Source organism: Pseudomonas sp. Mn2068, assembly GCF_049319725.1.
GTDB lineage: Bacteria > Pseudomonadota > Gammaproteobacteria > Pseudomonadales > Pseudomonadaceae > Aquipseudomonas > Aquipseudomonas gingeri.
Window position 1 is genome coordinate 859,548 of the sequence record NZ_JBMOUG010000001.1, and the last position, 12,965, is coordinate 872,512.

Annotated in this window: 14 protein-coding genes and 1 pseudogene; 7 read left to right on the forward strand and 8 right to left on the reverse strand. The window is 61.6% G+C overall.

Translation table 11 applies throughout. The features are described 5' to 3' along the window. Window positions 1-2 precede the first annotated feature (2 nt). From ACL9RJ_RS03670 to ACL9RJ_RS03680, 3 genes are all read right to left on the reverse strand, one after another. Window positions 3-557, reverse strand: coding sequence for a cytochrome b (locus ACL9RJ_RS03670; RefSeq protein ID WP_177082201.1), 555 nt, complete (start codon window positions 555-557; stop codon window positions 3-5). A gap of 77 nt (window positions 558-634) precedes the next feature. Continuing rightward, the gene (gene actP / locus ACL9RJ_RS03675; protein ID WP_177118969.1) at window positions 635-2,305 is read right to left on the reverse strand and encodes a cation/acetate symporter ActP; all 1,671 of its coding nucleotides are present in this window, start codon (window positions 2,303-2,305) and stop codon (window positions 635-637) included. Then, window positions 2,302-2,712: a DUF485 domain-containing protein gene (locus tag ACL9RJ_RS03680; RefSeq protein WP_017127414.1), complete on the reverse strand. Its 411-nt coding sequence runs from the start codon at window positions 2,710-2,712 to the stop codon at window positions 2,302-2,304. The genes actP and ACL9RJ_RS03680 overlap by 4 nt, the downstream gene beginning before the upstream one ends. Window positions 2,713-2,924: 212 nt before the next feature. Here ACL9RJ_RS03680 and ACL9RJ_RS03685 point away from each other — a divergent pair, with 212 nt between their 5' ends. Continuing rightward, window positions 2,925-3,953: a D-cysteine desulfhydrase family protein gene (locus ACL9RJ_RS03685; protein WP_422764899.1), complete on the forward strand. Its 1,029-nt coding sequence runs from the start codon at window positions 2,925-2,927 to the stop codon at window positions 3,951-3,953. A 131-nt stretch (window positions 3,954-4,084) separates the two neighbouring features. Next, the gene (locus tag ACL9RJ_RS03690) at window positions 4,085-4,639 is read left to right on the forward strand and encodes a UPF0149 family protein (protein WP_017127415.1); all 555 of its coding nucleotides are present in this window, start codon (window positions 4,085-4,087) and stop codon (window positions 4,637-4,639) included. Window positions 4,640-4,693: 54 nt separating this feature from the next. Here the strand turns inward: ACL9RJ_RS03690 and ACL9RJ_RS03695 are convergent, their stop codons facing one another. Further along, window positions 4,694-4,876 carry a DUF1289 domain-containing protein gene (locus tag ACL9RJ_RS03695; RefSeq protein ID WP_017127416.1) on the reverse strand — a complete coding sequence of 61 codons (183 nt, stop codon included), beginning with the start codon at window positions 4,874-4,876 and terminating at the stop codon, window positions 4,694-4,696. A 3-nt stretch (window positions 4,877-4,879) separates the two neighbouring features. Continuing rightward, window positions 4,880-5,011, reverse strand: a complete 132-nt coding sequence (locus ACL9RJ_RS03700; RefSeq protein WP_017127417.1) for a hypothetical protein — start codon at window positions 5,009-5,011, stop codon at window positions 4,880-4,882. A 247-nt stretch (window positions 5,012-5,258) separates the two neighbouring features. Here ACL9RJ_RS03700 and pstS point away from each other — a divergent pair, with 247 nt between their 5' ends. The 5 genes from pstS (at window position 5,259) to yghX (ending at window position 10,398) form a co-directional block, all read left to right on the forward strand. Then, complete coding sequence (gene pstS / locus ACL9RJ_RS03705; RefSeq protein WP_103032562.1) at window positions 5,259-6,278, forward strand: phosphate ABC transporter substrate-binding protein PstS; 1,020 nt, start codon at window positions 5,259-5,261, stop codon at window positions 6,276-6,278. A 178-nt stretch (window positions 6,279-6,456) separates the two neighbouring features. After that, window positions 6,457-7,344 carry a phosphate ABC transporter permease subunit PstC gene (gene pstC / locus ACL9RJ_RS03710; protein WP_370591028.1) on the forward strand — a complete coding sequence of 296 codons (888 nt, stop codon included), beginning with the start codon at window positions 6,457-6,459 and terminating at the stop codon, window positions 7,342-7,344. Further along, window positions 7,341-8,213, forward strand: coding sequence for a phosphate ABC transporter permease PstA (gene pstA, locus ACL9RJ_RS03715; RefSeq protein WP_017127420.1), 873 nt, complete (start codon window positions 7,341-7,343; stop codon window positions 8,211-8,213). The genes pstC and pstA overlap by 4 nt, the downstream gene beginning before the upstream one ends. Continuing rightward, window positions 8,213-8,992 (forward strand): phosphate ABC transporter ATP-binding protein PstB, encoded by a 780-nt coding sequence (gene pstB, locus ACL9RJ_RS03720; protein ID WP_017127421.1) that lies wholly within the window; start codon window positions 8,213-8,215, stop codon window positions 8,990-8,992. The genes pstA and pstB overlap by 1 nt, the downstream gene beginning before the upstream one ends. A 518-nt stretch (window positions 8,993-9,510) precedes the next feature. After that, window positions 9,511-10,398 carry a YghX family hydrolase gene (gene yghX, locus ACL9RJ_RS03725; protein WP_103032561.1) on the forward strand — a complete coding sequence of 296 codons (888 nt, stop codon included), beginning with the start codon at window positions 9,511-9,513 and terminating at the stop codon, window positions 10,396-10,398. A gap of 31 nt (window positions 10,399-10,429) precedes the next feature. On the opposite strand, the gene ACL9RJ_RS03730 is transcribed toward yghX, so the two are convergent. From ACL9RJ_RS03730 to ACL9RJ_RS03740, 3 genes and pseudogenes are all read right to left on the reverse strand, one after another. After that, window positions 10,430-11,293, reverse strand: coding sequence for a methyl-accepting chemotaxis protein (locus ACL9RJ_RS03730; RefSeq protein WP_420902256.1), 864 nt, complete (start codon window positions 11,291-11,293; stop codon window positions 10,430-10,432). Beyond that, window positions 11,288-12,043: pseudogene (locus tag ACL9RJ_RS03735) on the reverse strand (HAMP domain-containing protein); the annotation flags it as partial. The pseudogene ACL9RJ_RS03735 and the gene ACL9RJ_RS03730, both read right to left, overlap by 6 nt. 131 nt (window positions 12,044-12,174) lie before the next feature. Beyond that, entirely contained in the window at window positions 12,175-12,795 is a 621-nt protein-coding gene (locus ACL9RJ_RS03740) for a cell wall hydrolase (RefSeq protein WP_422764900.1), read from the reverse strand. Window positions 12,796-12,965: the final 170 nt, after the last annotated feature.

Sequence of the window (12,965 nt, forward strand, 5' to 3'; positions counted from 1 at the left end):
ATTCACAACTCCACCTTTTTTCCAAGCATCCGCTTCAGCGTATTGTTTTTCAGCTGGATGTGATTCTTGACCGCGCCGAAGACATGCAATGCCAGGCCCGCAAGAAACGCCGACGCGCCGATATTGAAGAGCACATCGATGACATGCCTGACTTCTTCATTGACGGGAATAAGTGCGGGAATCGAGAAGCCTCCAGGCAAACCGACAACTTCTCCCGCCGCTGATCGACTTGCCCAGACGGCGATCGGCAACAACACCATCGCCAGGGCCAGCGCGACGGCCACCGATCGACTGATGATCAACTCGATGGGATTGGGTGTACCCGTGGGCAGAGGATGATAGGAAGTGATTCTGGCCCAGAAGCGATAGAGCGATACCAGGAAAAGAACCAGGCCCAGCAGGTTCTGAACCCGGACAAGTTCCACTTGCAGCGCACTGTCGGATACCCGGGAAATGGTCAGGCCCAGGCACAGGATCAACAGCAGCGCTACCGCCACCACCCAGTGCAGAACGATTGTAATGGGCGAAAACCTCAAGCCATTGTCGCGCAATTGCATGACCGACTCCTTATTGTCAGTTGTATGGATAACCCACAGGCGGTCCGGATAACGGCCCAAACCGCCTGGTCCGTGCCTTAGTGGCTGACTGCCCTGGTTGCGCCGATGCCGGTCTGGGCGCGAACCACCTGATCGTCGAACAGCCCGCGCTCGATGACGGCCCCGGCACTGCGATCGGTGACCGAGCCGAGCCAGGTGAAGAAGAACGCGACGTTCATGGAAATGATCGCGGGATAGTCGAAAGGGAAGATCGCCGTGGGATTGCCCAGCACCTTGACCCAGACCGCCGGAGACAGGATCACCAGCCCGACCGCGCTCACCAGGCCGGCCAATCCGCCCATCAGCGCACCACGCGTCGTCAGGCCCCGCCAATACATCGAAAGCACCAGGATCGGGAAGTTGACCGATGCCGCCACCCCAAAGGTCAGGGCGACCAGGAAGGCGATATTCTGGTCCTTGAACACGATGCCCAGCACCACCGCAACGATGCCGATGCACACGGAGGCGATCCGCGAAACGCGTCGTTCATCGACGGCATCCGCGCGGTTGTTCTTGAACACCATGACATACAGGTCGTGGGAGATCGCCGAGGTGCCGGCCATCGTGAGCCCGGACACCACCGCCAGGATCGTGGCGAAGGCCACGGCAGAGATGAAACCGAGCAGCAGGTCGCCCCCCACCGCCCTGGCCAGGTGCATCACCGGCATGTTTCCGCCGCCGATGAGTTTCCCGGCCAGGTTGCCGTTCTCGAAGAAAGCCGGATCCTGGCCGACGATCACGATGGCAGACAACCCCAGCAACGCCACGATCACGTAGAAGAAACCGATGAAACCCGTGGCGACAAACACCGACTTGCGCGCCTCCTTGGCATCCGGAACGGTGAAGAAACGCATGAGGATATGCGGCAGGCCGGCGGTGCCGAAGACCAGTCCGACCGCCAGGGAAACAAGCGCGAGGGGATCCGCGACCAGTTTGCTGGGCAACAGGATGTGCTCCCCCTCGCGATGAGCGGCAACAGCTTGCTGGAACAGCGTTTCCAGGGAAAATCCGAACCGGCTCAACGCCAGGCCCGCCAGCACGACCCCGCCCAACAGCAGCAGCCCGGCCTTGACGATCTGCACCCAGGTGGTGGCGACCATGCCGCCAAAGGTGACGTACACCGCCATCAGCAAGCCGACGGCGATGACCGCATAGTGATAGGGAAGACCGAAGAGCAACTGGATCAGTTGCCCGGCCCCGACCATCTGCACCACCAGGTAAAAGCACACCACGGTCAGCGAACCAAAGGCCGTCAACGTGCGGATGCGTCGCTGATCCAGCCGGAAGGAGGCAATGTCGGCAATGGTGATGCGCCCCAGGTTCCTGATGCGCTCGGCAAACAGAAACAGCAGCAACGGCCAGGCCACGAAGAAACTGATGGAGTAGATCAGGCCATCAAAGCCGTTGAAGTAGATCATGCTGGTGACCCCCAGCAACGCCGCCGCCGACATGTAGTCACCGGCCAGCGCCAGGCCGTTCTGGAACCCGGTGATTCCGCCTCCGGCGTTATAGAAGTCATCCATGGACCGGGTCTTGGTTGACGCCCAGTAGGTGATCCCCAGCGTCGCGACGACGAAGACCAGGAACATCGCAATGGCGGTAAAGTTGACCGGCTGCCTGTCGACGCCCTGCAACGCGTCCGCCGCATGGGCACTGCCCGCCGCGCACAGAAAGCTCATCAGGCCCAGAGACTGCAAGAGGCGGCTCATTGCTCGGCTCCCTGGCGAATCTCGGCGGTCAGCTCGTCGAACTCGCCATTGGCCCGCAGGATATAGAGGCCCGTCAGCAACCAGGCCCCCACGATAAACGCCAATCCGAGCGGCCAACCAATGTTGATGATGCTGGTAGCGGAAATCTTCCTTGCGAGAAGTTGTGGCATAAAAGCCGCCACGAGGATGAACAGACAAAAGGGGACGAGCGTGGCCGTCGTGAGAGAAACCAGGAACTTTCGCCGCCGTGATACCAAATCCTTGTAACGAGGGTGGTTCCGAATTCTTATTGATTCAGTCTGGATATTCACGTTGACTCCGGGGTGCTGTGGGAAGTTATTGTTCCGCAGCCTCGGACTCGATGACTCGATCCGCCACTGGCTACGGTTTATCTGCCCGCTCAACATAGGACTCGGCGGCAAATCATGTAAAATGATTATTCATGATGGCTTTGATCGTTTTCAGTGAAACAGAACTTGAAAATTCCATGATTGCTTACACCAAGTATCAACTCATGTTTCAGCGCCAACATTTATCCAGATTCCAGCCATCAATATAATTTGCCCATGAAAACGCCTGCGCTGTTGCGGTGACCGTTTTATTCATGAGGTAGATCTGCATGGCGCGTACCCTCGATATTCTGCAATCGGCCTTGTCCGCCTTCCCCCGCGTGACGCTGCTCGATGGCCCCACGCCGATTCAGAAGCTTTCACGGCTGAGTGCGATGCCGGCGCTCAAGGGCTGCAATCTCTATGTAAAACGCGATGACCTGATGGGCCTCGGCGGTGGCGGCAACAAGCTGCGCAAACTCGAATTCCTGCTGGGACAGGCGCTTGCGCAAGACGCGGACACGCTGATCACCTGGGGCGGGCCGCAATCCAATAACGCCAGGCTCACCGCAGCGGTCGCCGCCCGCCATGGACTGCATTGCGTATTGATCCTGAGCCCCTCCCAGGTTCGCGGGGACGACGATTACCAACTCAATGGAAACGTGCTGCTGAACGATCTCTTCGGCGCGACTGTCCAGCGCCTGCCCGCAGGCGCGACACCTGCAGCCCATGCCCGGGAACTCGCCGAACAACTCCGGCGCCAAGGCAGAAAGCCCTTCCTCATGCCCCTCGGCGGCTCCAGCCCCGTGGGCTGTCTCGGCTACGCCGCAGGCGCGGCCGAACTGCTCGCGCAGAGCCATGCATTCGGGGTGGAGTTTGACCAGATCGTTGTCCCCAACGGCAGCAGCGGCACCCATGCCGGTCTGCTGGCGGGTCTTGTCGTCGCCGCTTCGCCGATCCGCGTGAAGGGATACTCGGTGCTGGGTACCGCAGAACAATCGCGCGAGGCGACCCTGGAGAAGACCCGCCAGGTGCTCGAACTGCTCGACAGCGATGCCGACCTGCCCCGCGACGCGATTCATATCGATGACTCGCAAAGAGGTGCCTCATACGGCGCCCCGACCCAGGCGATGCAGGCGGCAACCCGGACCCTGGCGACCCGGGAAGGCTTGCTGGTCGATCCGGTTTATGGCGGCAAGGCATTGGCCGGACTGCTGCAATCGGTCGCCGACGGCGAGCATTCGCCGGGCAGCAATATCCTGTTCATCATGACCGGCGGCATACCGGGCATTTTCGCCTACCGCACAGCCTACGGCTGACCCGCGGCGCTCCTCGGCGGTAAAGTCCCGGGCTGCGGTGCTGGATAAATTCTGCCGAAAGCGCCATCCTGCGCGCCTTTTTCCAGCGCGGCGCCGGCTTTACCGCGCCCGACACGCCAAGGACACGCCCCATGCACGACCTGCCACTGAACGACGCCGACTTCGAATTTATCGAGGACACCCTGCTCAAGTACGGCGACGATCACAGCGTACTCAATCCTTCCGAGCTCGACGGCTACCTCACCGCGCTGGTCTCCGGCCCGACCCGGGTGGATATCGCCGAATGGTTCCCGGCCATCTGGGGTGGGCAGAACCCGGCCTGGGAGAGTCCACAGGAGTGCAAGCAGTTCATCGACCTGAGCGTGCGCCACATGAATGCCCGGGCCACCCAACTGGCGACAGATGCCGCAGCCTTCAAGGCCCGCTTCGAAGAAACCGAACACCAGGGGCAACCACTGGTCCTGGCCGAAGAATGGTGCTTCGGCTACCTGCGCGGCATCGGGGTCAGCCAATGGCCTGAATTGCCGGCCGCCCAGGCACAGTGGCTGGACGCGATCAGCTTCTGCGCGGAACAGGATAATTTCGAACTGCCGGCCAACTTCGATGTGCCGCTGCACCGCCAGCGCGTTGCCGCGATCGAACCGGCAGCACGCGGACTGCATGACTACTGGGCCGGGCGGCGCTGAGCAGATTTCTTCACCCATACTGGCCGCCGGCCAGCGAACAGCCTGCAGGTGCCCTCAGGCATTCTTTTTCTGCAGGCTTCTCATTTGCAGTTTCGCCCTCTGAACGGCGGCCATCTTCTCCGGCCGCTTCATGCGCTTCCATTTGCGGATGTCGTCCTTGGTGCGGCCACAGCTGACGCACAGCTCGCCGCTGAGCTGGCACACTGAAATACAGGGATTATCGATCTCCTTGGCCATGCCTTAGCCTCGCCCGGGACGCTTGCGCGCCAGGCGCGGCCGCCAGTTTCCGGGATTGTCGCGCGGGCAGGCTTCAGTCAGGGTGGCGACCATCAGCCCCTCGGTACGGGCCTGGTCGCGTTTACTCGGCAGCATCGATGAATCCTTGTGGCGAACGACATCAAAACGCCCATCATACGCTACCGACAATCGTCATGGCGCCACGCCACCTGTGGAATGCCTCGCTACGCCATTTCCAAATATCAAAACCACGTAGATCGCAACAATCCCACCATTACTAAATATTTCTTCATGTCATCAGAAAGAAATATTTCAGGCATTAAATCGCTATCAGTCTGACTTATGAACCCTTTCACCCAACCCTGTGCATCGAGGTATTGCCGTGATTTTGCTGACAAAAAAACGCCTGTCGGTCCTGCTGGCTTCTCTCTGCCTGAGCGGCGTTGCTCATGCCACCGACGTGACCGGTGCCGGCTCCAGCTTCGTCTTTCCGGTGCTCTCCAAATGGTCCCAGGACTACAGCAAGACCTCCAGCAACCGCATCAACTACCAGTCCATCGGCTCCGGTGGCGGTATCGCCCAGATCAAGGCCGCGACCGTGGACTTCGGCGCTTCCGACGCCCCACTGTCGGCTGACGAACTCAAGGCCGGTGGCCTGGGCCAGTTCCCCAGCGTGATCGGCGGCATCGTGCCGGTAATGAACATCGAAGGCGTCGCTGCCGGTCAACTCAAGCTCGACGGCGAAACCCTGGCGAAGATCTTCCTGGGCACCATCAGTTCCTGGAACGACCCGGCCATCGTCGCCCTCAACCCGGGCCTGAAGCTGCCTGACGCGAAGATCACCGTCGTGCACCGCTCCGATGGCTCGGGCACTTCGTTCAACTTCACCAACTACCTGGACAAAGCCAGCGCCGACTGGAAAGCCAAGATCGGCTTCGGCACCACCGTGCCTTGGCCGGTCGGTGTGGGTGGCAAGGGCAACGAGGGTGTCTCGGCCTACGTGAAGCAGATCAAGAACTCGATCGGCTACGTCGAATACGCCTACGCCCTGCAGAACAAGATGACCCACGCGCAGTTGAAGAACGCCTCCGGCAAGTTCGTCCAGCCTAACGCCAAGGCCTTCCAGGCCGCCGCCGATACCGCCGACTGGTCCAGCGCCAAGGACTTCAACCTGATCATGACCAACGCTCCGGGCGACGCCGCATGGCCGATCACCGCGACCACCTGGATCATCATGTACAAGCAGCCGAAGAATGCCGAGCAGAGCGCGGCAGCCTTCAACTTCTTCAAGTGGTCCCTGGAAAACGGCCAGCAACAAGCGGCCTCGCTGGACTACGTAGCCCTGCCCGATTCGCTGGTCAAGCGCATCGAAGGCTACTGGAAATCCGACTTCACCCATTGATCCAGCCCGCCTGAAACCTCTCGTCGTCCGGCCGCCAGCGGTCGGATGACGGGACTTGAGCAGAGTAATAATGAACGACACCGTCCAGCCCCTGGCCCTGTCCACCTACAGCAGCGATACGGCCAGTGATGGCCGGGCCGCCCGCGACCAGCGTCATGACCTGTGGTTCAAGCGAACCATGTTCGGCGCCGCCATGCTGGTGCTGGTACTCCTGGCAAGCATCGCGGCTTCTACCCTGTGGGGCGGCAGCCTCGCCTTCAAGACCTTTGGTCTCGACTTCCTGACCAGCACCGAATGGGATGCGGTCAACAATCACTTTGGCGCGCTGGTCCCGATCTACGGCACCCTCGTGACCTCTTTCCTGGCCTTGCTGATCGCGGTGCCCGTCAGCTTCGGCATCGCGATATTCCTCACCGAAGTCGCGCCGCCCTGGCTGCGCATGCCCGTGGCCTCCGCCGTCGAGCTGCTGGCCGGGATTCCCTCGATCATCTACGGCATGTGGGGTCTGTTCGTGTTCGGCCCGTTCATGGCCGATCACCTGTCGCCGTGGATCAACGACTACCTCGGCGCCTTGCCGGGCATCGGCCCGCTGTTCCAGGGCCCGCCCCTGGGCATCGGCATGCTGACCGCCGGCATCGTCCTGGCGATCATGATCATGCCCTTCATCACCTCGGTGATGCATGAGGTGTTTCGCAGCGTTCCCACCACCCTCAAGGAGTCCGCTTATGCCTTGGGCGGCACCACCTGGGAAGTGGTCTGGGACATCGTCCTGCCGTACACCCGCTCGGCGGTGGTCGGCGGGGTGTTCCTCGGCCTCGGCCGGGCCCTGGGCGAAACCATGGCGGTGACCTTCGTACTGGGCAATGCCCAGCAGTTCTCGGCCTCGCTGCTGATGCCGAGCAGTTCCATCGCCTCGATCATCGCCAACGAATTCAGCGAAGCCTATACCGACCTGCATCGCTCGGCGCTGATCGCCCTGGGCTTCCTGCTGTTCATCGTCACTTTTATCGTCCTGGCATTAGCGCGACTGATGCTCATGCGACTCTCACGCAAGGAAGGTCTATGACGGGCAATGAGCGTCTTTACCGGGCCCGCGCCTTCAAGAACCGTCTGGCGATGGTCCTCAGCTGCGGCGCCACGCTGTTCGGCCTGACCTGGCTGGTGTGGATCCTGCTGACCACCATCATCAACGGCTTCCAGGCCCTCAACCTGCGTCTGTTCACCGATATGACACCCCCGCCGGGCAGCGAAGGCGGCCTGGCAAATGCCTTCTACGGCAGTGCCCTGATGTCGGCGATCGCCCTGCTGATCGGCACCCCGATCGGCCTGATGGCCGGGGTCTGGCTGGCCGAGTTCGCCCGGCACTCGCGCCTGGGCAGCATCGTGCGTTTCATCAACGACATCCTGCTCTCGGCGCCGTCGATCGTACTCGGCCTGTTCGTCTACACCGCGGTGATTCTGCCGTTGAACCTGTTGACCAACCACCAGGTCGGTTTCTCCGCCATTGCCGGGGCCCTGACCCTCGCCCTGCTGGTGATTCCGGTCGTGGTGCGGACCACCGACGAAATGCTCCAGCTGCAACCCTCGACCATGCGCGAGGCGGCCCTGGCCCTGGGCGTACCGCAGTGGAAACTGACCCTGCAGATCGTCCTGCGCGCGGCCAAGGCCGGCGTCGTCACCGGGGTGCTGCTGGCCCTGGCGCGCATCACCGGCGAAACCGCCCCGCTGCTGTTCACCGCCTTCGGCAACCAGTTCTGGAGCAGCAACCTGCTCAAGCCGATCGCCAGCGTGCCGGTGGTGATTTTCCAGTACGCCATGAGCCCGTTCGAAGACTGGCACTCCCTCGCCTGGGCCGGCGCCCTGGTGCTGACCCTGTTCGTACTGCTGCTCAGTTTGCTTTCCCGATTGATCCTTTTGCGCAATAGGCTGACCTGATGAAGACCCGTGACCTTGCCAGCGAGAACACCAAGATCCGTGTTCGTGGCCTGGAGTTTTTCTACAACAACCAGCGGTCGCTGAAGTCCATCGACATGGATATCCCGGAGAAACGCATCACGGCGATCATCGGGCCTTCCGGTTGTGGCAAATCGACCCTGCTGCGGGTGTTCAACCGTATCTACGCGATGTACCCGAAGCAGGAAGCGCGTGGCGAAGTGTTGCTCAACGGCGAAAACATCCTCGCCCCCGGTTATTCGATGAACCGCCTGCGCAGCCATGTCGGCATGGTGTTCCAGAAGCCGGTGCCGTTTCCGATGTCGATCTACGAAAACATCGCCTACGCCGTGCGCCACCACGAAAAGCTGTCGCGCCACGAAATGGATGAGCGGGTCGAACAGGCCCTGCACGGCGCGGCGCTGTGGAACGAGGTCAAGGACAAGCTCAAGCAGAGCGCGCAAGGCCTCTCCGGCGGCCAGCAACAGCGCCTGTGCATCGCCCGCACCATCGCCCTGCGCCCGCAGGTGCTGCTGCTGGACGAACCGACCTCGGCCCTCGACCCGATTTCCACCGGGCGCATCGAGCAACTGATCACCGAGTTGAAAGAGCAGTACACGGTGATCATCGTCACCCACAACATGCAGCAGGCAGCCCGGGTATCGGACTACACGGCGTTCATGTTCATGGGCGAACTGATCGAGCATGACGAGACCGATTCGATCTTCACCCACCCGAAAATGAAACAGACCGAAGACTACATCACCGGACGGTTCGGATAATCGGTCGTTCTCACATTCGAGATAAAAATGGCACATGGATAAAGAATAATTCGGCCACCGACAACTCCAGACCATTGCCCCCTGAGGGCAATGGTTGCATCTGAGTAAAATGAAACATATGAATAATCTATGTAACCATCAGATTGGCAATTGGGGTTGTTGACTCGAACACAGCCAGGACCAGAAAGCCTCCGGCGTACTGAGGCGCTGTAAACTCATATTCGCCGTTGCCTAGAGGGACAACGGGTACAGTTTCATACTTGTCGTTCACTTGGAACCTCAATCCAGTCAGGCCGCGAAGATGCGGACTGCTCACTTTGGCTCGACTGCCGGCGCCAGGTCTTGGTGGATCAAAGGTTAGTGTTGGAGCGTTTTGTTCTGATTGAATAAAGTTGCTCAACACTCGCGTGTTCGCAACGGCCAAAGGCTGCTTTAATGAGTCCATTCCAGGCCCAGTCGATTCGCGCCGCGAGGCGGCGCGGATCGGTTCCTCGATCCACTCGAAAGGTAGCGCACCGATGGCACGTCTCACCGCGAAGGACTTTGCCCCTGAACTGCTCGAACTCTACGATTACTACGTCCACGGCAGGATCAATCGCCGGGAGTTTCTCGACCGCGCGGCAAAATTCACCCTCGGCGGCATGGCGGCCGCCAGTGTGCTGGCGGCGCTGAGCCCGGACTACGCGCTGGCCGAGCAGGTGCCGTTTACCGATCCGGATATCGTCGCCGAATACATCACCTACCCGTCGCCCAGGGGCCATCAGCAGGTCCGCGCCTATATGGTCCGGCCGGCCAAGGCCACGGGCAAGGTACCGGCGGTGGTCGTGGTGCATGAGAATCGCGGACTCAACCCCTATATCGAGGACGTCGCCCGGCGTGTCGCCAAGGCCGGCTTCGTCGCCCTGGCGCCCGATGGCCTGTCATCGGTCGGTGGCTATCCCGGCAACGACGAGAAAGGCGTGGCCCTGCAAAAGAGCGTCGACCCCGAGAAACTCATGAACGACTTCTTCGCCGCCATCGAGTGGTTGATGAGCCATGGAGCGACCACCGGGAAAGTCGGGATCACCGGGTTCTGCTACGGCGGCGGGGTTGCCAATGCGGCGGCCGTGGCCTATCCCGAGCTGAGTGCGGCGGTGCCCTTCTATGGCCGTCAGCCCAAGGCCGAGGACGTGCCCAGGATCAAGGCGCCGCTGTTGCTGCACTACGCCGAACTGGACAAGGGCATCACCGACGGCTGGCCGGCCTACGAACAGGCCCTGAAGGCCGCCGGCAAGACCTATGAAGTGCATATCTACCAGGGAGTCAATCACGGTTTCCACAACGACTCGACGCCCCGCTACGACGAAGCGGCGGCCAAGCTCGCGTGGGACAGGACAGTGGCGTGGTTCCGTCGCTACCTGGCTTGAGGCGCCGGCCGCTCAGCCGGCGCGCGCCTGATCAAAGACGAAAGCGATCCACCGATTGCGAAAGCTGCCCGGCCAGTGCGGACAGCTGATCGGTGGTCGCGGCGGTCTCGCCGATCACCCGGCTGTTGCCCACCGACATATCGGCAATCATTTCCACCTGATGGGCAATTTCATTGCTGGCCAGGCTCTGCTCGCCAATCGTGCGGGAGATATCGTTGACCAGTTGGCTGGTATTGAGCGTGGCGTCGAGGATCTCGCGGATGGCGCGTTCGACATCGGCGGTCACGGCCATGCCCCGGTCGACCTGGGCAACGCCCGCCTCCATGCTGGTGACCGCCTCGCGCGTGCTTTGCTGGATGCGTGCGACCATGCTGGCGATTTCCTGGGTTGAAGCGCTGGTGCGCCCGGCCAGGCTGCGCACCTCGTCGGCGACCACGGCGAAGCCGCGACCCTGTTCACCGGCCCGGGCGGCCTCGATGGCGGCGTTGAGCGCCAGCAGGTTGGTCTGGTCGGCAATGCCCTTGATCACCTGGATAATGCTGAAAATCCCCTCGGACTCCTTGTCCAGCGTACGGATCACCTGGGCCGACTGCTGCGCCGAACGGGCAATCTCGTCCATGTCGCTGACCACCTGGTGAATCACCCGGCCACCGTCCTTGGCCAGCGCCTCGGCCTGGTTGGCCATACCCAGGGCCCGCTCCGCATGGCGGGTAATCTCCTCGATACTCGCGGTCATTTCACTGGCCGCCGCCGCCATGGTGCTGGCCGCATCGCTTTGCTGCTGGCTGCTGCCCGCCACCTGGTGGCAGCCATTACTCAGTTGCTGGCTCATGCCGCTGACGCCATGGGCGTTGCCGCGGACCACCTCGATCATGCTGCGCAGGTCCCGCTGCATGGTCGCCAGGCTGCGAATCAGCAGGCTGGCTTCGTCCCGTTGCCGGGGTTCGACAATGGCTTCGCTGAGGTCGCCATGGGCAATCCGCTCGGCAATCCGGCTGGCGGACTGCAACGGCCCCATGATGCTGCGAATGACCCAATAACCCTGGACAAGCAGCAACAGCAAACCGGCGACCAGGACACCGGCGAGGGTGAGGTTGGCGTGGCTGATCGTCCGCTGGGTGCCCTCCCCGGTCGATTGCGCATTCGACTCGATCAGGCTGCTGAGGCTGGACATCTCGTCCTCCAGCTGGCTGAACACCGCGTTGAACGAAGCCAGTTGCTGCTGGGCGCTCTCCGGGTTGTCGAGCGCCAGCCCGACGATATGCTCGGCGGCATTGATATAGGTTTCAAGGCTCGGCTTGATCTTGTTCAGGGCCGCCTTCAGGCTGTCGTTGACCGGCAGCTTGAGGTTTTCGTCGAGCACTTCGCGAAAATGCGTGGCGTGCTCGGCGATGGAGCTACGCACCTCGGCCTTGCTACTGGTGCTTTTTTCCAATCCGACGAGCATCGCCGACAGGACATCGGCACGCAGGGCGTCATGCATCATGTCGCCTTCGAGGTGATTGCGCAGGGCCGTCATGCTGACCTGGCTATCATCCGTCGCGCTCGCCATCCGCACATTGCCCAGGTAGCTGGCCAGGCTCATGACCAGCACGGTGAGCAGGCTGGTGCCGATCAGCAGGAACAAGCGCAACTTTATGGACATGGTAAAACTCTCCGTGAGGCAACCCAGCAGCGACGGTCGCCGACTACCTGCGTGAAAAGGTTATCGGCCCCGCCTGTCGCTTATTTAAGCCTATTTCCACGGATTGGCCGCCGTTATCGAGGCAGCGGAAGTTATTTCGCCTTGTCGTCCCGGGGTTTGTAGAACAGGAACTTGTCGGTCTCGGCGGTCTTGATGTACTGCTTGACCCAGTCCGGGGTCACGCTGCGGTCATGAAAGTACATGGCGCCGTGGGTGCGATCCTTGAGTTGCTGGTTGAGGGCCTTGCGCGCGATTTCCTTGGCGACCGTGTAGCGGTCCTCCTCCTGCACCTCGTCCGAACGCCCGTCGCACCACCAGGAAAACTGGCAGGCTTTTTTCTCGGAACCCTGCTTGACCACCTCGCAGATCGTCCCGGGAAAGCCTTCATGGCCCAGGCGGTTCAACACCACGCTGGCGACCGCTTCCATATCGGCCGGCTGACCGCCCTTGGCTTCCCAGTAGATGGTCCGCGACAGGCAGGTAATGGTGTCGGCCACCGCCGCGTCGCCCGCCGGGTCCACTACTTGCGCCTCGACCTTGGTCAGGGTCGGCGTCTTGGGCTCCGCCGACGGGCTCTCCTTGTCGGCAGCTTTCTGCTCCAGGACCTGCGCCTTGTCGATGGCGACTTCCGGTTTCGGTTCCGGCTCGGCCGCGATGACCGATCCCGTGGCAAGAGCCGTCGCGAGACAGCCGGCAATCCAGATAGGGCGCATGGTCCGATCCTGTTGAATGAACCCTGCCCAAGGAGTGTCGCCGCGCCGCGGCCGGGCAGATTATCCGAGGCTGGCTGGCCGATTTGACCTCGGCACGGACAAATCATTCCCCGCTCCGCCCGAGATAAAAGACCTTGCCTGCCATGGGGCACTATCGCGCATCATGTGCG